General features: G+C 61.7%; 16 protein-coding genes. 10 read left to right on the top strand and 6 right to left on the bottom strand.

Going from position 1 to position 19,325, the window contains the following annotated elements; translation table 11 throughout:
* Positions 1-32 precede the first annotated feature (32 nt).
* Positions 33-623, bottom strand: coding sequence for an amino acid synthesis family protein (locus tag QRN46_RS08500; RefSeq protein WP_007957412.1), 591 nt, complete (start codon positions 621-623; stop codon positions 33-35).
* A gap of 325 nt (positions 624-948) precedes the next feature.
* Between QRN46_RS08500 and QRN46_RS08495 the strand changes: the two genes are divergently transcribed.
* Positions 949-1,977 carry a WD40/YVTN/BNR-like repeat-containing protein gene (locus tag QRN46_RS08495; RefSeq protein ID WP_201819205.1) on the top strand — a complete coding sequence of 343 codons (1,029 nt, stop codon included), beginning with the start codon at positions 949-951 and terminating at the stop codon, positions 1,975-1,977.
* A 28-nt stretch (positions 1,978-2,005) separates the two neighbouring features.
* Positions 2,006-4,390 (top strand): efflux RND transporter permease subunit, encoded by a 2,385-nt coding sequence (locus tag QRN46_RS08490; protein WP_007957414.1) that lies wholly within the window; start codon positions 2,006-2,008, stop codon positions 4,388-4,390.
* An 82-nt stretch (positions 4,391-4,472) separates the two neighbouring features.
* Here QRN46_RS08490 and QRN46_RS08485 read toward each other — a convergent pair whose 3' ends face one another.
* A complete protein-coding gene (locus QRN46_RS08485; protein WP_201819207.1) occupies positions 4,473-5,192 on the bottom strand; it encodes a FadR/GntR family transcriptional regulator in 720 nt (239 codons plus the stop codon).
* Between the two features lie 152 nt (positions 5,193-5,344).
* Positions 5,345-7,081, bottom strand: coding sequence for an IlvD/Edd family dehydratase (locus QRN46_RS08480; protein ID WP_011334608.1), 1,737 nt, complete (start codon positions 7,079-7,081; stop codon positions 5,345-5,347).
* A 193-nt stretch (positions 7,082-7,274) separates the two neighbouring features.
* Between QRN46_RS08480 and QRN46_RS08475 the strand changes: the two genes are divergently transcribed.
* The 8 genes from QRN46_RS08475 to QRN46_RS08440 all read left to right on the top strand — a co-directional run bounded on the left by QRN46_RS08475 (position 7,275) and on the right by QRN46_RS08440 (position 13,851).
* Complete coding sequence (locus QRN46_RS08475) at positions 7,275-8,597, top strand: MFS transporter (RefSeq protein WP_201819208.1); 1,323 nt, start codon at positions 7,275-7,277, stop codon at positions 8,595-8,597.
* Between the two features lie 35 nt (positions 8,598-8,632).
* Positions 8,633-9,625, top strand: coding sequence for an AraD1 family protein (gene araD1, locus QRN46_RS08470; RefSeq protein WP_285354528.1), 993 nt, complete (start codon positions 8,633-8,635; stop codon positions 9,623-9,625).
* A gap of 9 nt (positions 9,626-9,634) precedes the next feature.
* Positions 9,635-11,215: an aldehyde dehydrogenase (NADP(+)) gene (locus tag QRN46_RS08465; RefSeq protein WP_285354527.1), complete on the top strand. Its 1,581-nt coding sequence runs from the start codon at positions 9,635-9,637 to the stop codon at positions 11,213-11,215.
* Positions 11,216-11,313: 98 nt separating this feature from the next.
* The gene (locus QRN46_RS08460; protein ID WP_285354526.1) at positions 11,314-11,622 is read left to right on the top strand and encodes a DUF5629 family protein; all 309 of its coding nucleotides are present in this window, start codon (positions 11,314-11,316) and stop codon (positions 11,620-11,622) included.
* Positions 11,619-12,794, top strand: coding sequence for a lactonase family protein (locus QRN46_RS08455; RefSeq protein ID WP_285354525.1), 1,176 nt, complete (start codon positions 11,619-11,621; stop codon positions 12,792-12,794). The genes QRN46_RS08460 and QRN46_RS08455 overlap by 4 nt, the downstream gene beginning before the upstream one ends.
* A 156-nt stretch (positions 12,795-12,950) precedes the next feature.
* On the top strand, positions 12,951-13,130 hold the full coding sequence (locus tag QRN46_RS08450; RefSeq protein WP_011334602.1) for a hypothetical protein: 180 nt from the start codon (positions 12,951-12,953) through the stop codon (positions 13,128-13,130).
* Between the two features lie 254 nt (positions 13,131-13,384).
* The gene (locus tag QRN46_RS08445) at positions 13,385-13,597 is read left to right on the top strand and encodes a hypothetical protein (RefSeq protein WP_011334601.1); all 213 of its coding nucleotides are present in this window, start codon (positions 13,385-13,387) and stop codon (positions 13,595-13,597) included.
* On the top strand, positions 13,594-13,851 hold the full coding sequence (locus QRN46_RS08440; RefSeq protein ID WP_011334600.1) for a hypothetical protein: 258 nt from the start codon (positions 13,594-13,596) through the stop codon (positions 13,849-13,851). Before QRN46_RS08445 ends, QRN46_RS08440 begins: the two co-directional genes overlap by 4 nt.
* 5 nt (positions 13,852-13,856) lie before the next feature.
* Here QRN46_RS08440 and QRN46_RS08435 read toward each other — a convergent pair whose 3' ends face one another.
* Genes QRN46_RS08435 through QRN46_RS08425 form a run of 3 tightly spaced genes read right to left on the bottom strand, consistent with a single transcriptional unit; the run spans position 13,857 to position 19,320 of the window.
* A complete protein-coding gene (locus QRN46_RS08435) occupies positions 13,857-14,441 on the bottom strand; it encodes a glutathione S-transferase (RefSeq protein WP_011334599.1) in 585 nt (194 codons plus the stop codon).
* Entirely contained in the window at positions 14,438-18,079 is a 3,642-nt protein-coding gene (locus tag QRN46_RS08430) for an AAA family ATPase (protein ID WP_285354524.1), read from the bottom strand. The genes QRN46_RS08435 and QRN46_RS08430 overlap by 4 nt, the downstream gene beginning before the upstream one ends.
* Positions 18,076-19,320, bottom strand: a complete 1,245-nt coding sequence (locus QRN46_RS08425) for an exonuclease SbcCD subunit D C-terminal domain-containing protein (protein WP_011334597.1) — start codon at positions 19,318-19,320, stop codon at positions 18,076-18,078. The genes QRN46_RS08430 and QRN46_RS08425 overlap by 4 nt, the downstream gene beginning before the upstream one ends.
* Positions 19,321-19,325 lie beyond the last annotated feature (5 nt).

The following is a 19,325-nucleotide window of genomic DNA, read 5'->3' as shown; positions in this document are numbered from 1 at the left end:
GGAGCGCTCCTGCAATGCCTTTTTTATTGTGATTACTGGGCTTTTTCGGCGGCCAGTTCTTCCAGATCGATGTAGCGGTTGCCGATGCGCGGGTGCAGGCGACCACCGTCGGCGCAACCGAGCACCACGACGATTTCGTCGGCGCGCGGGGCGTCTTCGATCTGCATTTCCAGGGTGATGTAGTGCGAGCGCAGGCCTTCGTCATCCTTGTGCATCATCGGGATCTGAATCGAAGTGCCCGGGCCGCCGCGCTTGTTGGTGAAGCTCAGGTAGCTCTTGGCCTTGACCGCTTCACGGTAGTGGTTGCCGAACCGCAGGGTGTGGATCACCGCCGATGCGTGCTCGATTTCGCCATCAGCGCCGACCACCGCGGCTTTGCCGTAGGCCTCGATCTTCTCGGCGCCGCCGATGATGCCCACCAGACGCTCGACCATCATCGCACCGAGGTCGGAGCAATTGGCGCGGATCTGCGGCTTGAGGTCTTCGACAAAGCCATTGCCGACCCACGGGTTCTTCATCACGACGGCCAGCCCGACCATGGTCACAGGGGTGTCGGACGCCTTGCCGCCTTCAATGAAGGTCTCTTCGACATAGCTGACGATCTTGCGGATTTCGAAACTCATGAGCTGCTCCGTAGGGGATAAAGAGTGTCTGTGCGTCTGATGGTATACCATAATACCGATCGTGCAAGTCCCCCTCGCAAGAATCCCTGCCATCAGTCGGACGAATGCCCGCGCATTCAGCTGCCGCTGTAGTCCCTTTCGGTTAACAAAAGATAACGTTGCGCCGATTGTCAGACGTTTCGAATGCCCGATAGGATGAGCCAGCTTCCGAAGGGGCTCTGGATGGCGGGTTTCAGGACTATGCTTGTGACCAGGCAGTCACCGTGAGCACCCTTGCGGCGCCCTTTAAGGTCCATGACCAACAATAATAAACAGGGGAAGGTCTATGAGTCGTTGCCGCCCGCCGGCGTTACGCAACACCGCGTTGCTGGCCACAGCACTCTCTCTGCTGGGCTTTGCCACATTGTCGGCGCCGGTTCTCGCCGCCGAAGCGCCTGCCGATGTGGTCTATTCCACCGAATCGGCCAAGGCCTCGAAAAGCCTGATGCTCGATGTCGTTCACGCCGGAACCCGGCTGGTGGCGGTCGGGGATCGCGGGCACATTCTCTATTCCGACGACAAGGGCAAGACCTGGACCCAGGCGAAAGTGCCGAGCCGCCAGTTGCTGACCGCCGTGTATTTCGTCGATGACAAGCACGGCTGGGCCGTCGGCCACGACGCGCAGATCCTCGCCAGCGAAGACGGCGGCCTGACCTGGACCAAACAGTTCGAAGACCTCAAGCGCGAATCGCCGCTGCTCGACGTCTGGTTCAAGGACGTCAACAGTGGTCTGGCCGTGGGTGCCTACGGCGCGCTGCTGGAAACCACCGACGGCGGCAAAAACTGGGAAGACGTCAGCGATCGCCTCGACAACGAAGACCAGTTCCACCTCAACGCCATCGCTTCGGTAAAAGACGCCGGCCTGTTCATCGTCGGCGAGTCGGGCAGCATGTTCCGCTCCGCCGACTGGGGCCAGACCTGGGAAAAACTCGAAGGCCCGTACGAAGGCTCGCTGTTCGGCGTGATCGGCACGGCGCAACCGCAAACCCTGCTGGCTTACGGTCTGCGCGGCAACCTTTACCGCTCCACCGATTTCGGCAGCACCTGGGAGCAGGTCGAACTGAAAGCTGCGCGCGGTTCGCTGGAGTTCGGCCTGTCCGGCGCCACACTGCTCGAAGACGGCTCCATCGTCATCGTCGGCAACGGCGGCTCGGTGGTCAGCAGCAGTGACAACGGCGAAACCTTCAGCGTATTCAACCGTCCGGATCGCATCTCGCTGTCGTCGGTCACCGCCGCCGGCAACGGCAATCTGATCCTGAGCGGGCAGGGTGGCGTTCGGGTCACTTCGTCGAACGGCGCCGAGCTGGGCAAATGAGCCGAATCAATAATAAGAAGGCGGGGCTATGACTTCCTTGAGCACTCATCATCAGGACAAGGCGACGTTTCTCGAGCGCCTGATCTTCAACAACCGCCCGGCAGTGATCGTGATCTGCCTGCTGGTCAGCATTTTCCTGTTCTGGCAGGCCACGCTGATCCGTCCGTCCACCAGTTTCGAAAAGATGATCCCGCTCAAGCATCCGTTCATTGAAAAGATGATGGAGCACCGCAACGATCTGGCGAACCTGGGCAATACCGTACGCATTTCGGTGGAAGCGAAGGATGGCGACATCTTCTCCAAGGAGTATATGGAGACCCTGCGTCAGATCAACGACGAGGTGTTCTACATCTCCGGCGTCGACCGTTCCGGCCTCAAGTCGCTGTGGAGCCCGAGCGTGCGCTGGACCGAAGTCACCGAGGAAGGTTTTGCCGGCGGCGAAGTGATCCCGCAGAGCTACAACGGCTCCCAGGACAGCCTCGATCTGTTGCGCAACAACGTGCTCAAGTCCGGTCAGGTCGGGCGTCTGGTGGCCAACGACTTCAAGTCGAGCATCGTCGACATCCCGCTGCTGGAGTCCTACCCGGACCCGCAGGACCAGGGCAAGCTGCTGGCGCTGGACTATCGCCAGTTCTCCCATGAGCTCGAAGACAAGATCCGCAACAAGTTCGAAGCGCAGAACCCCAACGTCAAGATCCACATTGTCGGTTTCGCCAAGAAGGTCGGCGACCTGATCGACGGCCTGGTGATGGTGGTGATGTTCTTCGGCATCGCTTTCGTCATCACTCTGATCCTGCTGCTGTGGTTCACCAACTGCCTGCGCAGCACCGTGGCGGTGTTGAGCACCACGCTGGTGGCGGTGGTCTGGCAGTTGGGGTTAATGCACTTCTTCGGGTTCGGCCTCGATCCGTATTCGATGCTTGTACCGTTCCTGATCTTCGCCATCGGCATTTCCCACGGCGTGCAGAAAATCAACGGGATCGCCCTGCAATCCGGCGAGGCGGACAACGCCCTGACCGCCGCACGGCGGACCTTCCGTCAATTGTTCCTGCCGGGGATGATCGCGATTCTGGCGGACGCCGTCGGCTTCATCACGCTGTTGATCATCGACATCGGCGTGATCCGCGAATTGGCCATCGGCGCCTCCATCGGCGTGGCGGTGATCGTGTTCACCAACCTGATCCTGCTGCCGGTGGCGATTTCCTATGTCGGCATCAGCAAGCGCGCCATCGCCAAGAGCAAGAAGGACGCGCACCGCGAACATCCGTTCTGGCGCCTGCTGTCGAACTTCGCCAACCCGAAAGTCGCCCCGATCTCCATCGCTTTGGCGCTGGTCGCCTTCGGTGGCGGCCTCTGGTACAGCCAGAACCTGAAGATCGGCGACCTCGACCAGGGTGCGCCGGAACTGCGTCCAGACTCGCGCTACAACAAGGACAACAACTTCATCATCAGCAACTACTCGACCAGCTCCGACGTGCTGGTGGTGATGGTCAAGACCAAGTCCGAAGGCTGCTCGCGCTATGAAGCCATGGCGCCGATCGACGAGCTGATGTGGAAGATGCAGAACACCGAGGGCGTGCAGTCGGCCATCTCGCTGGTGACCGTGTCCAAGCAGATGATCAAGGGCATGAACGAGGGCAACCTGAAATGGGAAACCCTGTCGCGCAACCCGGACGTGCTGAACAACTCCATCGCCCGGGCCGACGGCCTGTACAACAACAGTTGCTCGCTGGCGCCGGTGCTGGTGTTCCTCAACGACCACAAGGCTGAAACCCTCGACCGCGCAGTGCATGCGGTGCAGGACTTCGCCAAGGAAAACAACAAGGAAGGCCTGGAATTCATCCTCGCCGCCGGTAACGCCGGGATCGAGGCGGCTACCAACGAGGTGATCAAGAAGTCCGAGCTGACCATCCTGATCCTGGTGTACATCTGCGTGGCGGTCATGTGCATGATCACCTTCCGCTCGTGGGCGGCGACCTTGTGCATCGTGCTGCCGCTGGTGCTGACCTCGGTGCTGGGCAACGCGCTGATGGCGTTCATGGGCATCGGCGTGAAAGTGGCGACGCTGCCGGTGGTGGCGCTGGGCGTGGGGATCGGCGTGGACTACGGCATCTACATCTACAGCCGCCTGGAAAGTTTCCTGCGTGCCGGCCTGCCGTTGCAGGAAGCCTATTACCAGACCCTCAAATCCACCGGTAAAGCGGTGCTGTTCACCGGTCTGTGCCTGGCCATCGGCGTGTGCACCTGGATCTTCTCGGCGATCAAGTTCCAGGCCGACATGGGCCTGATGCTGACCTTCATGCTGCTGTGGAACATGTTCGGTGCGCTGTGGCTGCTGCCGGCACTGGCGAAGTTCCTGATCAAGCCGGAGAAACTCGCGGGGCAGAAGGGCAATTCTCTGTTTGCTCACTGATCCATTTGGCTGAAACGAAAAAGCCGCAATCTTTGGGTTGCGGCTTTTTTACGCCTGCGGTGAGGGCAAGCGGTCTCTAGGCTTAGGAAAGTTCAGTGCCTAGCACGGCGCTAAGCGCACTGCGCGCATCATCCAGCTGCACCAACGTCGCATGCCGCGCCCCCAACGCATCCCGATTCTCGATCGCCGTCAAAATCGCCTTGTGTCGAGGCAACGCCAGCTCATGCAGGTTCGGCCGCTGGTTGGAGTGCTTCAGCGCCTCGGCAATCGCCACCGCAAGCATGTTGCACAGGTTGGCCAGCAAATCGTTGTGGGTCGCGTCGGCAATCCGGCTGTGAAAGTCCAGATCCGGCTGCAGCAACGCCTCAGGCGTTGGGGCCGCTTCCATGCGCTGGTAAGCCTCGGCAATCGACGCAATGTCGGCATCGGTGGCGTGCTGGGCGGCGAGGGCGGCGGCGGCCGGTTCGATGATGCTGCGCACGCTGGTCAGGACGTTGAAGAACTCGTTCTGCGGGCTGCTTTGCATCAGCCAGTGCAGCACGTCCGGGTCGAGCATGTGCCATTCGCGGCGCGGCTTGACCACGGTGCCGACGCGGGGTTTGGAATACACCAGGCCCTTGGCGACCAACACTCGCGTGGCTTCGCGCAACACCGGCCGGCTGACCGCGTACTCCTCGCAGAGCAGGGCTTCGGCGGGCAGTTTGTCGCAGGGCAGAAAGCGTCCGGAAACAATCTGCATGCCCAGTTCCTGGACGATGCGCGAGTGCATGCTTTTACGGTCGGAAGGTTTGCGGTAATCCATGGGGAGTGGCGCGATCCTGAGCGATGGAGATGCCGCGCATCATAGCAATGTGGGAGCGAGCCTGCTCGCGATAGCGGTGTATCAGTCAATATGAATATCAACTGACAGATCGCCATCGCCAGCAGGCTGGCTCCCACAAGGGGATGACGGTGTTAGTGGGAATGGCGCGGGACTTCAGCCCCTCGGCAACCTACCAGGAAGTCGAAATCGCAACCCTGATCCGCCTGCAGCACATGGTCGATATACAACTGACGATACCCTCCCACCAACAGCTGCTGCGGCGGTTGCAGATCCGCCATCCGCGCTGCCAGTTCAGCGTCCGGAATATCCAGATGCAGACGCCCGCTGGCACAGTCCAGCTCGATCCAGTCACCTTCCTTCACCGCCGCCAAAGGCCCGCCCGCTGCGGCTTCTGGGGCAACGTGCAACACAACGGTGCCGTAAGCCGTGCCGCTCATCCGCGCGTCGGAGATGCGCACCATGTCGGTCACGCCCTGCGCCAGCAGCTTGGCCGGCAAGCCCATGTTGCCGACTTCGGCCATGCCCGGATAACCCTTCGGCCCGCAGTTCTTCATCACCAGAATCGAGTTCGCATCGACGTCCAGTTCCGGGTCGTTGATCCGCGCCTTGTACATGTCGAAGTTCTCGAACACAACGGCGCGGCCACGGTGCTGCATCAGTTCCGGCGTGGCGGCTGACGGTTTGAGCACTGCGCCCAGCGGCGCCAGGTTGCCGCGCAACACACAGATCCCGCCGTCAGCGCGGATCGGGTTGTCGAGGGTGCGGATCACTTCGTCCTCGCCATAGATCGGTGCGTCCTTGGTGTTCTCGCCGATGGATTTGCCGTTGACGGTCAGCGCGTTCGGATTGGGAATCAGATTGGCTTCACCAAGACGCCGCAGCACGGCCGGCAGGCCGCCCGCGTAGTAGAACTCTTCCATCAGGAAACGCCCGGACGGTTGCAGGTCGACGATGGTCGGCATGCCACGACCGATGCGCGTCCAGTCGTCCAGATCCAGCTCGACACCAATGCGCCCGGCGATGGCTTTGAGGTGGATCACCGCGTTGGTCGAACCGCCAATGGCTGCGTTGACCCTGATCGCATTTTCGAAGGCTTCCTTGGTCAGGATCTTCGACAGCTTCAAGTCTTCACGCACCATCTCGACCGCACGCATGCCGGACATGTGCGCCAACACATAACGTCGCGCATCCACCGCCGGAATCGCCGCGTTGTGCGGCAGGGAAGTGCCCAGTGCTTCGGCCATGCAGGCCATGGTCGACGCGGTGCCCATGGTGTTGCAAGTGCCGGCCGAACGGGACATGCCGCCCTCGGCCGCGAGGAAATCGTCAATCGTGATGGTGCCGGCCTTGACCTGTTCGCTGAGCTGCCAGACCACGGTGCCGGAACCGATGTCCTTGCCCTTGTGCTTGCCGTTGAGCATCGGCCCGCCGGTGACGACGATCGCCGGCACGTCGCAACTGGCCGCGCCCATCAGCAGGGCCGGGGTGGTCTTGTCGCAACCGGTCAGCAGCACCACGCCGTCAATCGGGTTGCCGCGAATCGCTTCCTCGACGTCCATGCTCGCCAGGTTGCGGGTGAGCATGGCGGTCGGGCGCAGGTTCGATTCGCCGTTGGAGAACACCGGAAACTCCACCGGGAATCCGCCAGCCTCGATCACCCCGCGTTTGACGTGCTCCGCGATCTGGCGGAAGTGCGCGTTGCACGGGGTCAGTTCCGACCAGGTGTTGCAGATGCCGATGATCGGCTTGCCGTGGAACTGATGGTCGGCGATGCCCTGATTCTTCATCCAGCTGCGGTACATGAAGCCGTTCTTGTCGGCCGTGCCAAACCATTGGGCGGAGCGCAGGGTGGGTTTCTTATCAGACATGATCGATTCTCTTATTGTAAGACTATTGTTTACGGGATTCGGCTAAACATAAGCGCAAAATCGCCGCTTTGGAAGTGTTGTTGCGCAATTAGTATTACTATATAGTCATTTTCGACGAAGGGATGGCCCTGGCGGTTTTCTGCGAGAGGCGTCCCCCGAGGTTCCATAAAAACAACAATCGGAGACCGATCTCATGAGCCAGGAACTGCGGCTTGTCCGGCGCATCACGCTGAAACTGATTCCCTTCCTGATCCTGCTGTACTTGATCGCCTATGTGGATCGCTCCGCCGTCGGCTTCGCCAAGCTGCACATGGGCGCCGACATCGGCATTGGCGATGCCGCCTACGGCCTCGGCGCCGGGCTGTTTTTCATCGGCTACTTTCTGTTTGAAATCCCTAGCAACCTGATGCTCGAACGCTTCGGCGCGCGGCGCTGGTTCGCGCGGATCATGATCACTTGGGGCGCAATCACCATCGGCATGGCGTTCGTCCAGGGCCCGCACAGTTTCTACGTGATGCGCTTTCTGCTCGGCGCGGCGGAGGCGGGGTTCTTTCCCGGCGTTCTGTACTACATCACCCAATGGTTCCCGGTGCGCCATCGCGGCAAGATCCTCGGGCTGTTCATCCTGTCCCAACCCATCGCGATGATGATCACCGGCCCCGTGTCCGGCGGTCTGCTGGGCATGGACGGCATCCTCGGCCTGCATGGCTGGCAGTGGCTGTTCATCGTCATCGGCACCCCGGCGATCTTGCTGACCTGGCCGGTATTGCGCTGGCTGCCGGACGGCCCGCAGCAAGTGAAATGGATGGACCAGGCCGAGAAGGACTGGTTGACCGGCGAGCTGAAAAAGGACCTGCAGGAATACGGCCAGACCCGTCACGGCAATCCGCTGCATGCGTTGAAAGACAAACGTGTGTTGCTGCTGGCGCTGTTTTATCTGCCGGTGACTCTGAGCATCTATGGCCTGGGCTTGTGGCTGCCGACTCTGATCAAACAGTTCGGCGGCAGCGATCTGGTGACCGGTTTCGTGTCATCGGTGCCGTACATCTTCGGGATCATCGGCCTGCTGATCATTCCGCGCAGTTCCGACCGTTTGAATGATCGCTACGGCCATCTGGCGGTGCTTTATGTGCTGGGCGCGATCGGCCTGTTCCTCAGCGCCTGGCTGTCGTTGCCGGTGGCGCAACTGGCGGCGTTGTGTCTGGTGGCGTTCGCGTTGTTTTCCTGCACGGCGGTGTTCTGGACTTTGCCGGGGCGGTTCTTCGCTGGTGCCAGTGCTGCAGCCGGGATTGCCTTGATCAACTCGGTGGGCAACCTCGGCGGCTACATCGGCCCGTTCGTGATCGGCGCCTTGAAGGAATACACCGGCAACCTCGCTTCGGGCCTGTACTTCCTGTCCGGGGTGATGGTGTGCGGGCTGATTCTGACGGGTGTCGTCTATCGCTTGCTCGAGCGCAAGCATGTGCTGCCAGTCGAGCAATTTGCAGCGAGCGCGCGCGGCGCGACGCGCACCTGATTTCGATCCGGGATTTGTTTTAACAGGAGAACATCATGCATCTGGTTCAATTCGAATTGAGTAGCGGCGAGCGCCGTGTCGGGGTGGTCGAGGGCGGTCTGGTGCGTGAAGTGCAGGATGCGCGCACAGTCCGCGATCTTGCTTTGGCCGCGATCGAGGCCGGCAGCACCCTCGCGCAGCAAGTGCAAACCCTGGGTCTGGGCATCAGCCACGATTACGCCGAATTGCTCGCCAAACTGCGGATCCTGCCGCCGCTGGATCACCCGGATCCGGCGCACCTGCTGGTCAGCGGCACCGGCCTCACGCACCTCGGCAGCGCGTCGGCCCGGGACAAGATGCATCAGCAGGCTGGCGACGAAGCGGCGATGACCGACACCATGCGCATCTTCAAGTGGGGCGTGGAGGGCGGAAAACCGGTAGCGGGGCAGGCGGGCGTGCAGCCGGAATGGTTCTACAAGGGCGACGGCAGCATCGTTGTGCGTCCCGGTCAGCCGTTCCCGCTGCCGCCGTTTGCCGAAGACGCCGGCGAGGAACCGGAGATGGCCGGCCTCTACATCATCGGCCACGATGGCAAGCCGTATCGCCTGGGGTTTGCGGTGGGCAACGAGTTCTCCGATCACGTCATGGAGCGCAAGAATTACCTGTACCTGGCCCACTCGAAACTGCGCAGTTGCAGCTACGGCCCGGAACTTCGCACGGGTGAATTGCCTCAACACCTGGCGGGCACCAGCCGCATCCTGCGCGACGGCGAAGTGCTGTGGCAGAACGAGTTCCTCAGCGGCGAGGCCAACATGTGCCACAGCCTGGCGAACCTCGAATACCACCACTTCAAGTACCGCCAGTTCCTGCGTCCGGGCGATGTGCACATTCACTTCTTCGGCACCGCGACCCTGTCGTTCGCCGATGGCATCCGCACTCAGCCGGGCGACGTGTTCGAGATCAGCCAGGCCGAATTCGGCGCACCGCTGGTCAACGGCATCACCCCGGTCGCAGCGGCATTCGAACCGGACAGCATTGGCACCCTTTAAGGAGATCCCATGACTCAGATTCTCGGTCACAACTACATCGGCGGTCGTCGCAGCGCGGCGGGCAACGTCAAGCTGCAAAGCGTCGACGCCACTACGGGCGAAGCACTGCCCCACGATTTCATTCAGGCCACGGAAGCGGAAGTCGACGCCGCCGCAAAAGCCGCTGCGGCGGCGTATCCGGCGTATCGCAGCCTCAGCGCCGAACGCCGCGCGCAGTTTCTCGATGCGATTGCCGATGAGCTGGATGCGCTGGGCGATGATTTCGTCGCCGTGGTCTGCCGCGAGACCGCACTGCCGTCCGGGCGAATTCAAGGTGAAAGAGGTCGCACCAGTGGCCAGATGCGCTTGTTCGCCAAAGTCCTGCGACGCGGTGATTTCTACGGTGCACGCATCGACCTGCCGTTGCCCGATCGTCAGCCGCTGCCGCGTCCGGATCTGCGCCAGTACCGCATCGGCCTCGGCCCGGTGGCGGTGTTCGGTGCAAGCAACTTTCCACTGGCATTCTCCACCGCCGGCGGTGATACCGCGTCGGCGCTGGCGGCCGGTTGCCCGGTGGTGTTCAAGGCCCACAGCGGTCATATGGCTACGGCCGAACTCGTCGCTGATGCGCTGATCCGCGCGGCGGAAAAAACCGCCATGCCGGCCGGTGTGTTCAACATGATCTACGGCGGTGGCGTCGGCGAATGGCTGGTCAAGCATCCCGCCATTCAGGCCGTGGGTTTCACCGGTTCGCTGCGAGGCGGACGGGCACTGTGTGACATGGCCGCCGCGCGCCCTCAACCGATTCCGGTGTTCGCCGAGATGTCGAGCATCAACCCGGTGATCGTATTGCCCCAGGCTTTGGCCGTGCGTTCGGACACCGTCGCTCGCGATCTGACTGCGTCGGTGGTGCAGGGCTGCGGTCAGTTCTGTACCAATCCGGGTCTGGTGATCGGCATCCGTTCGCCACAGTTCACCGCGTTTGTTGAGCAAGTCGCGGCGCTGATCGGAGATCAAGCGGCGCAAACCATGCTCAATGCCGGCACCCTCGGCAGCTACGGCAAAGGCTTGGAAAAACTCCTGGCCCACGCCGGCATCGAGCATCTGGCGGGCAATCCGCAACAGGGCAATCAGGCGCAGCCGCAGTTGTTCAAGGCCGATGTCAGCCTGTTGATCGATGGCGATGAAGTGCTTCAGGAAGAAGTGTTCGGCCCGACCACGGTGATCGTCGAAGTGGCCGATCAGGCGCAGTTGAGCGCTGCACTGCATGGCCTGCACGGGCAGCTCACGGCGACGATCATCGGCGAGCCGGCAGACTTCGCGCTGTTCCCGGAACTGACGCCGTTGCTGGAACAGAAGGTCGGACGGATTCTGCTCAATGGCTACCCGACCGGGGTTGAAGTGTGCGATTCGATGGTTCACGGCGGGCCGTATCCGGCGACGTCCGATGCTCGCGGCACATCGGTCGGAACCCTGGCCATCGATCGTTTCCTGCGCCCCGTGTGCTTCCAGAACTACCCCGACAGTCTGCTGCCGGAACCGCTGAAAAACGGTAATCCGCTGCGCATTCAGCGGCTGGTGGACGGCAAGCCATCGCGCGAAGCCCTCTGACTTACGCCACATGATCGTTCCCGCGCGGGGCGTGGGAGCGATCAAGCGCGGGGCTTTGAGCTATCATTGCCCCTTTCCCCCTGAAAGACATGATTGCCATGACTGCCGTAACCGACACCCTTCTCAACGCCCTCGAACACTGCGGTATGGTCGAAATCGACGGCCTGCACGCTTTCGAATTCGCCCTCGACGAAGACGACAACCTGCACATCGAATGCATCGATGGCCGAACAGCCAAGCACTGGGAATTCACCCCGGCCCAGGTGGCGGCGGCGACGTTTGATGAAGACCTGCAGAGCTGGCTGATCGTCGGTTTTTCCAGCGACACCAAGACCGTCGGCGAACACCGTCTGGTCTGCCTCGGGGATGTACTGAGCAGCGCCGACGACGAGGATGAAGTCGAATGAACATGCGTAAATTCTGGCCATTGCTGATGGCCGGCAGCGTCGGCGCGATGGGACTTTCCAGTGCCTCGGCCGAGAGCTTCCAGTTTTTGGTGGGCTCCTACACCGCCGGCACCAGCGAAGGCATCTACCGGATGAACTTCGACAGCGCCACCGGACAGATCGACGCCAAGCCGCTGCAAGTGATCAAGAGCGAAAACCCGTCGTGGCTGACCCTGTCGAAGGATCAGCGCCGGTTGTTCGTGGTCAACGAAAACGGCCCAGGCCAGAAAGATCCGGTCGGTCGTGTGAGCAGCTACGCCATCGATCCGAAGACCCACGCGCTGACCCTGATCAATCAGGTCCAGAGCCTGGGCAACGAGCCGACCCATTCGAGCCTCAGCGGCGACGCCAGCCATCTGTTCGTCAGCAACTACTCGGTGGTTGAAGATCCGGGCGGCACCCTCGCGGTATTGCCGGTGGGCAGCGACGGCAAGCTCAAACCGGTGGTGCAGATGAGCGCGCACCCGGCGAGCCGGGTCAATCCCGAGCGTCAGGCCTCGAACCACGTGCACTCGACGGTGTCCTCGCCGGACGGCCGTTACGTGTTCTCCAATGACCTGGGTGCGGACAAGGTCTTCATCTACCAATTCGACCCGAAAGCCAACCCGGATCTGCCGCTGACCCCGGCGAAAACCGCGTCGGTGCAACTGCCAGCCGGCAGCGGCCCGCGTCATCTGTTGTTCAGCGCGGACGGCAAACATGCCTGGCTGACCATGGAAATGAGTGCTCAGGTCGCGGTATTCGACTACAAGGACGGCGTGCTGACCCAGACGCAACTGGTCGATCTGGCGGCCGGCCAGCCAACCGCGGACAAAGCCGCCGCCGCGCTGCACGCGTCCGCCGATGGCAAATTCCTCTACGTCAGCAACCGCGGTACCGCCAATCAGCTGCTGGTGTTCGCCATCGACCCGGCCAGTGGCCAGCTCAAGGAATTGCAACGACGTTCGGTGGAAGGCGATCACCCGCGCGAGTTCAGCCTCGATCCAAGCGGCAAATTCCTGCTGATCGCCAATCAGAAGAGCAACCAGATTGTCGTGGTCGAGCGCGACGGCAAGACCGGTCTGCTGGGCAAAACCGTGCAAAAACTGCCGATGGACGCCCCGAGCGATCTCAAGTTTCTCGTGCGTCAATAAGCCGCAGGCCCCGGTCTACGGGGCCTGAAGCTTTGTATTAATCCTGCTGATAACAGGTAATGTTGCAAAGCATTTCAAGCGATCAACCCTCGAGCGTTAAGTTTGCTTCACGGCCCAACCGGGCAAGCCAGCCAACTGAACACGAGGGTTACCGCCATGAACTTCAATCTCTTCTCGATCATCGCCGCTTCCGCCATCTCCGCCACCGTGGCTCTGCCAGCCAGCGCCAACGTTGAAATCAGCGATAAAAAATCCCACACCCAGAGCTACACCCAGAAATACCTGCAACAAAGCGCCAACTTCTACGCCGCGCTGGATCACAAAGCTCAACACTGAAATTTCAGTCACGCCCTGGAACTGCCCAAGGCTGCGATCCTTTGATCTTGTTTCCCAAAAAGCAAAATCAAAAGATCGCAGCCTTGGGCAGTTTTTGTCTGCGCAGCGATCGGCGATAGCCATTTTCAAACGGCGAGATAGACCGGCTAAATAATCAACGAAGCTGATGGTTACTATGGAAAACCCTGAGTGGTTACCCCGGCTTTTTTGATCGATTCTGTGGACCTCGAAACATTGTCCACGGAGCACACATCATGGCCAGTTCAATCATCACTTCCGCCAAACGCGGCGCCTACGTGGCCATCGGTCTGTACCTGGTCATGGTCCTGTTTGTCAGTCTGGCATCGCAGTCGCAACACAGCTTCGAAGCACCGATCGACGTCGCCCATCCCGGCATCCAGTTCGAACTCCGCTCGCAAAACGCGTCGGTGGATTCAGCTGAACTCGCGGGAGTCGGCGGAGCATGAAAGGCTACAGACTCTGGGTCATCGCCGGGCTGGCGTTCATGACCAACGGCGCTTCCCTGTTGGGATTCGGCCAGGGTTCGGTCGGCGGGCTGGCAAGGGCCATAGAGGCCAACCACAGCATTGCTCATAACATCGAACGGGCCAATGCGCTGGGGCTGTTGGCCGGCAACCCACCAGTGAAAACCGCCAGCGGTTTTCTCGGCCCGTTCGAAGTGGATTGCTCGGCCATCGGCATGTGCGAAGTGCTGGCGTAACGCGCCTACTTTTTCATGATGCCGGTGAACAGCTCCGATTCCAGAAACCGCTGCAACCAGGCCTGCAACCGCACGTAAGGCGTCTGCGCAAACCAGTCACGATCAACGTGAGCAAACTGGCGAACGAAGGGCAACAGCGCGATATCGGCCAGGCTTGGATGCCCGGCCAGCAAGTAATCGCGACTCTCCAGCAAACCATCGAGCCTGTGCAGGAACAGCGCACCTTCTGCGCGATAAACCTCCATCGGCTGTTCCGGATAACGCTCGGCGTACTTGTAGCGATTCAGGTGAATCTTGAATACGCGATCGTTGGCTTCGATCAACTCGGCGATCCTTGAATCACCATTGAGCAACCAGTCATCCGGATCATTCTGCGCCAGCGCCCAGCGCATGATCTCCAGGCTTTCATCGATCACCTGACCACTCGCATCCAGCACCGGCACCGTGCCCTTGGGCGAGATCGCCAACATCTGCGCCGGTTTAGCCTTGAGGCTGACTTCGACGATCTCCACCGGCACACCCGAATAACGCAGGGCCATCCGCGCCCGCATCGCATACGGGCAGCGGCGGAAGGAATACAGCGTGTTCATTTCACCTCCAGTGTGCTCAGACCGTTGCCCTGGCGCTGTACCTGAATCTGCACCGGAATCCGCTCGTGCATTTCCTGCACGTGCGAAATCACCGCAACCTTGCGCCCCTGTGCCTGCAAGCCGTCGAGGGCGTCCATGGCCAGTTGCAGGGATTCCGGATCGAGACTGCCGAAGCCTTCGTCGATGAACAGCGATTCGATCTTCAGCGTGCTCGATGCCATCGAGGCCAGGCCCAGTGCGAGGGCCAGCGACACGAGGAAGGTTTCGCCGCCGGACAGCGAATGCACCGAGCGCAGTTCGTCGCCCATTTCGGTGTCCATGACCAACAGGCCGAGCATGCTGCCGCCGCGCTTGAGGCGATAGCGCTTGACCAGTTGCCGCAACTGCACGTTGGCGTGATGCACCAGCAAGTCGAGGTTGTAGGCCTGGGCGATCTTGCGGAAGGTGTCACCGGTCGCCGAGCCGATCATCGCATTGAGCCGCGCCCAGCGCTGATACTCGGCATAGGCATCGGCGATCTGCTGCGCCAGCGCCTGATTGGCGTTCTGGCGCCGCTGGTCTTCGGCCTGCTCGGCGCGCAGTTCGGCACATTGCTGTTCGCTGGCCGTGCACTGGTTTTGCAGGTCGGCGAGGGCGCTGGCGAGTTGTTCGGCATCCAGATTGCCGTTGTGTTGGGCCTGATGATCGCGCAGGCGCTGATCGCGTTCCTGCAACAACACCTTGGCCTGTTCAACGGCTTTTTCGTTGTGCTGCAAGCACTGGCGCAGTTCGTCGACCTGCGCGTCATCGATCCGCAGCAGGTCTTCGAGGCCACCGTCATCCAGTTCCGGATGGCGCGCACGCCAGTCGGCAATCTTGCCGGCCAGATCACGATCTTCGGTTTCCAGCGCTTGCAGACGCTCTTGCTGCGCTTTCAGTTCGGCGGCGATTTGCACCCGCTGCGTACGCGCCTCCTGCAGCGCCTGAGTCGTCGTGGATTCGGCGTTGCGCGCCTGCTCCACGGCCTGTTCCAGTTGCTGCTGCCAATGCTCGGCGCAGCTATGATCGCCCAACAAGTGCGCCAGTTTTTCCTGGCTGGCCTGTTGTTGCCCGGTCAGCGCGTTGAGCTGCTGCTCAGCGTTTTGCAGCTGCTGCACACGGCCCTGTTGGCGGTCCTGTTCTTTCTCGAGCGTCTGCTGGCGTTGTTGCTGTTCGGCCAGCTCTTCCTTCTGCTGATCGACTTGCGCCAGACGTTCGGCAATTTGCCGGTCAAGCTGCATGAATGTTGCGGCTGGTTCAGCGCGCAGGGCTTCGAGCGTGTCGCTCGGCAGCAGTGTGGCGAAGGCCGCCAGTTCTTCGTCCAGGCGTTGGCGGTCAGCGCTCAGTTCGCGCTGTTGATTGCTCAGGTGCTGCGACGCTTGCTGGTGCGCCGTTTCGGCCTGACGCAACTGCTGAGTCAGGCGCGCCGCATCCTGTTGCAGGGTGAGCAGGGCGGTCTGGCGCTGTTCGTCCTGGGTGATGCTCCGGTTCAGTTGTTCATTCTGGCGGGTCAGCCACGCAGCGCGCTTGTCACTGTCCTGATCCAGCAACGATGCCGCCAGCGGATGCGCCTCGATGCTCGGCGTCAGCGATTGTTGCTGAGCAGCCAGTTGTTCCTGCTGTTGCAGCAACTCTTTCTGTTGGGCAATCACGCCAACGACACTGGCACGTAGCTCGGTCAGTTTTTCTTTCAACTGATCGACCGCTTGCTGCGCGCTGGCCTGCTCGCTTTCATCGTGACGGCCGAGGCTTTGCAGCAGGGCTTCCGGCTGGTGATACGGATGCTCGTTGCTGCCACACACCGGGCACGGCTGGTCGTCCTGCAATTGCGCGCGCAGCTCTTCGACACTGGCACTGCGGGCCAGACGCTGGCGTTCGAGCAGTTCGCGGGTGACGTTGAGGGTCTGTTCGGCGACGGTCAGTTCGGACTTGGTTTTCACCCCGTCCTGGGTAAGGCGCTCGCGTTCGTGTTGCGCATCGAGCTGACGCTGTTGCAGTTCGGCACTGCGCTTGTCCAGCTCCTGCTGACTGGCCCACAGGCGCGTCAGGTCCTCGACGGCGCGCAATTGCTTGCGGTTGTCCTGCAACAGATTGCCGAGGATGCCGATCTGTTCGGCGACGGCGTCCGGTTCGGCACCGGCCTCTTTGAACAGCACTTCCAGCTGCTGCTTCTGCGTGGCGAGCGCTTCGCTGGCGCGGGTGGCGTTTTCTTCGAGGGACGCCAGTTCGCCTTGACCCTTGTTCAACCGATTGCCGATCAGCATCAGTTGCTGCAAGCGGTCGCGGTAGGCATTCCACGCTTCGCTCAACGGTGCCAGATGAGCGCTTTGCTCAAGATCAGCGGCAATGCGCTGCAAGCGTTCGGCGACCTGTTTTTGCTGATCGAGCAGGGACTGGATTGTGCTTTGGCCCTGGGTGCAGGCCTGCTCTGCGGCGTGCTTCGCTTCGGCGCCGGACGCAACGTCCTTGGCGAGGCGGGCGAGGGTGCTTTGCTCCTCGAAAGCCTGGCGCAACAGCGGCGCGCTTTCGCTCAACTGCGTTTGCGCCTGGGTCAGGGCGATCTGCGCGGCGGCGAGATCCTGTTCCAGTCGCGTCTGGCGCTCGGTCAGTTCGCTTTCTTGCCGGGTGTGCGCGCTGATCTGTTCCGCCAGTGGCGTCAGCAGTGCATCCAGTTCGGTTTTGCGGGCGAACTGGTGCCGTTGCGGCGCGAGTTGTTCCAGGCGGGTGAGCTTCAAACGCTCACCGGCCAGCGACTCTCGCTCATGCTCGGCGCTGCGCAGTTGTTCGGCGGCGGCTAGTTGGGAGTCTTGCAGCCGTAGCAGCTCTTTGAGCCAGTCGTGCTGTTGCTCGATCTGCTTGAGCTGCGCTTGCTGCAACTTCAATTGTTGTTGGGCGGCATTGAAGCGTTCGTCGAGTTCGGCGCGGGCTTCAGGGGCCAGCGGGGTCACGCCGGTGGCCTGATCCTGCAACTGCTTGTGGGCTTCGCGGGCCTCTTTGGTCTTGTCGAACGCGCGGCGGCCGAGGCGGGTGTAGAGCGCGGTGTCGGTGAGCTTTTCCAGCAGTTCGCTGCGGTCGTTGTCATCGGCCTTGAGGAAGGCACTGAACTCGCTCTGGGCCAGCAGCACGGCGCGGGTGAACTGTTCGAAGTTCAGGCCCAGCGCAGCTTCGAGCTGAGTCTTGTACTCGCCTTTCTGGCTGGCGAGCAGTTGATCCTGATCGATGTCGCGCAGGCTCTGACGGCTGGCCTGCAACTTGCCACCGGCCTTTTCCCGGGCGCGGTTGGCTTCCCAGCGCGCGCGATAGCGACGGCCATCGACGCCGACAAAATCAACCTCGGCAAATCCTTCGCCCGTACCACGACGCAGCAGGGTGCGCGGGTCACCGGTGGCGATTTCGCCGTCGGCGTCCGGCACCTTGGCGTCACGCCCGGTGTTGTTCAGACGCGGCACGGCGCCGAACAGCGCCAGGCACAAGGCATCGAGCAGAGTGCTTTTACCGGCGCCGGTGGGGCCGGTGATCGCGAACAGACCGGCGCTGGCCAGCGGTTCGGCGGTGAAGTCGATTTCGAAAGGGCCGGCCAGCGACGCGAGGTTCTTCAAACGAATGGCGAGAATCTTCATGGCTGCTCGCCCTCCATTTGTACGTCTTGCAGCAGTTCGGCGAAGTCCTTGAGGGTTTGCTCGTCGACCTCGTTGCCGTAATTGTCGAGCCAGGCGCGACTGAACAACTCCTGCGGCGTGAGCTGGTCCAGCTCGATCAGCGCGCTGCCGTCCTCGGCGCCGTCAGCGCCCCGGTTGCCGGCGTATTCGGCGGCGATCCGCACCAGTCGTACGGCTTTGCCTTGCAAGGCGCTTTCGACCTGATGGCGCAGATCCGGCTGCGGTTCGTCGAGGCGCACCCGCACTTCCAGCCACGGCTGACGCTGGGTTTCGGCCAGCAGGTCGATGTTCGGCAGATCCGCCAGTTGCAGCAGGATTTCGGCCAGCGGCGCAGGGCCGAGGCGTTGCAGATTGACCGCGCGAGGGATCAGTTTTGGCTCGACGCTGACCAGGGTTTCGCCGTCGAGCACGATGTCGAGAATCTGATGTTGATAGGCGATTTCCGAGAACGATAACGGGATCGGCGAGCCGCTGTAGCGAATTCTTTCTTCGCCATTGACCTTCTGCGGCTTGTGCAAATGGCCGAGGGCGACATAGCTGATGCTCGGCCCGAACAGGCTGGCAGGCAGGGCTTCGGCGTTGCCGATGATCAGGCTGCGCTCGGAGTCTTCCGACACCGAGCCGCCGGCCATGTGCGCATGGCTGATGGCGACCAGTGCCTGGCCCGGCTGGCGTTTGGCGTTCGCCGCTTCGATCAGCCATTCATGCACCTGACCGATCCCGCGCAAATAGTTATCGCCCAGATGCGCGCCGGTCACTTCGGCAGGCCGCAGGAACGGCAGCGCCAGGCACCACGCGGCGATCTCGCCGGAAGCATTCGGCAGCGGCAGCAGCAGACGTTCCGCATCCAGCTGCCCGTCATCCAGCCACAACACCCGGCCCAGCGCATGGGTACGCAAACGCCGCATCAACGGCGCCGGCAGTTCGATCCGCGAGCCGGAATCGTGGTTGCCGGCGATCATCACGATGGTCAGCAACGGCTGTTGTTCGTGGGCGCTGACGATGAAATCGTAGAGGCGTTCCTGGGCTTTGACCGGCGGGTTGACGGTGTCGAAGATGTCGCCGGCGATCAGCAGCACGTCCGGCTGCGCCAGCTTCAATTGGCGCAGCAGCCACTCGAGAAAACAGGCGTGCTCGAAATCGCGCTCCTGGCCGTGGAGGTTCTGCCCAAGGTGCCAGTCGGAGGTGTGAAACAGACGCAAGGCTG

The organism is Pseudomonas sp. lyk4-R2A-10, from assembly GCF_030209075.1.
Lineage (GTDB): Bacteria > Pseudomonadota > Gammaproteobacteria > Pseudomonadales > Pseudomonadaceae > Aquipseudomonas > Aquipseudomonas glycinae.
Note: the sequence above shows the minus strand (reverse complement) of the source record. Positions and strands in the feature narration are given on the sequence as shown.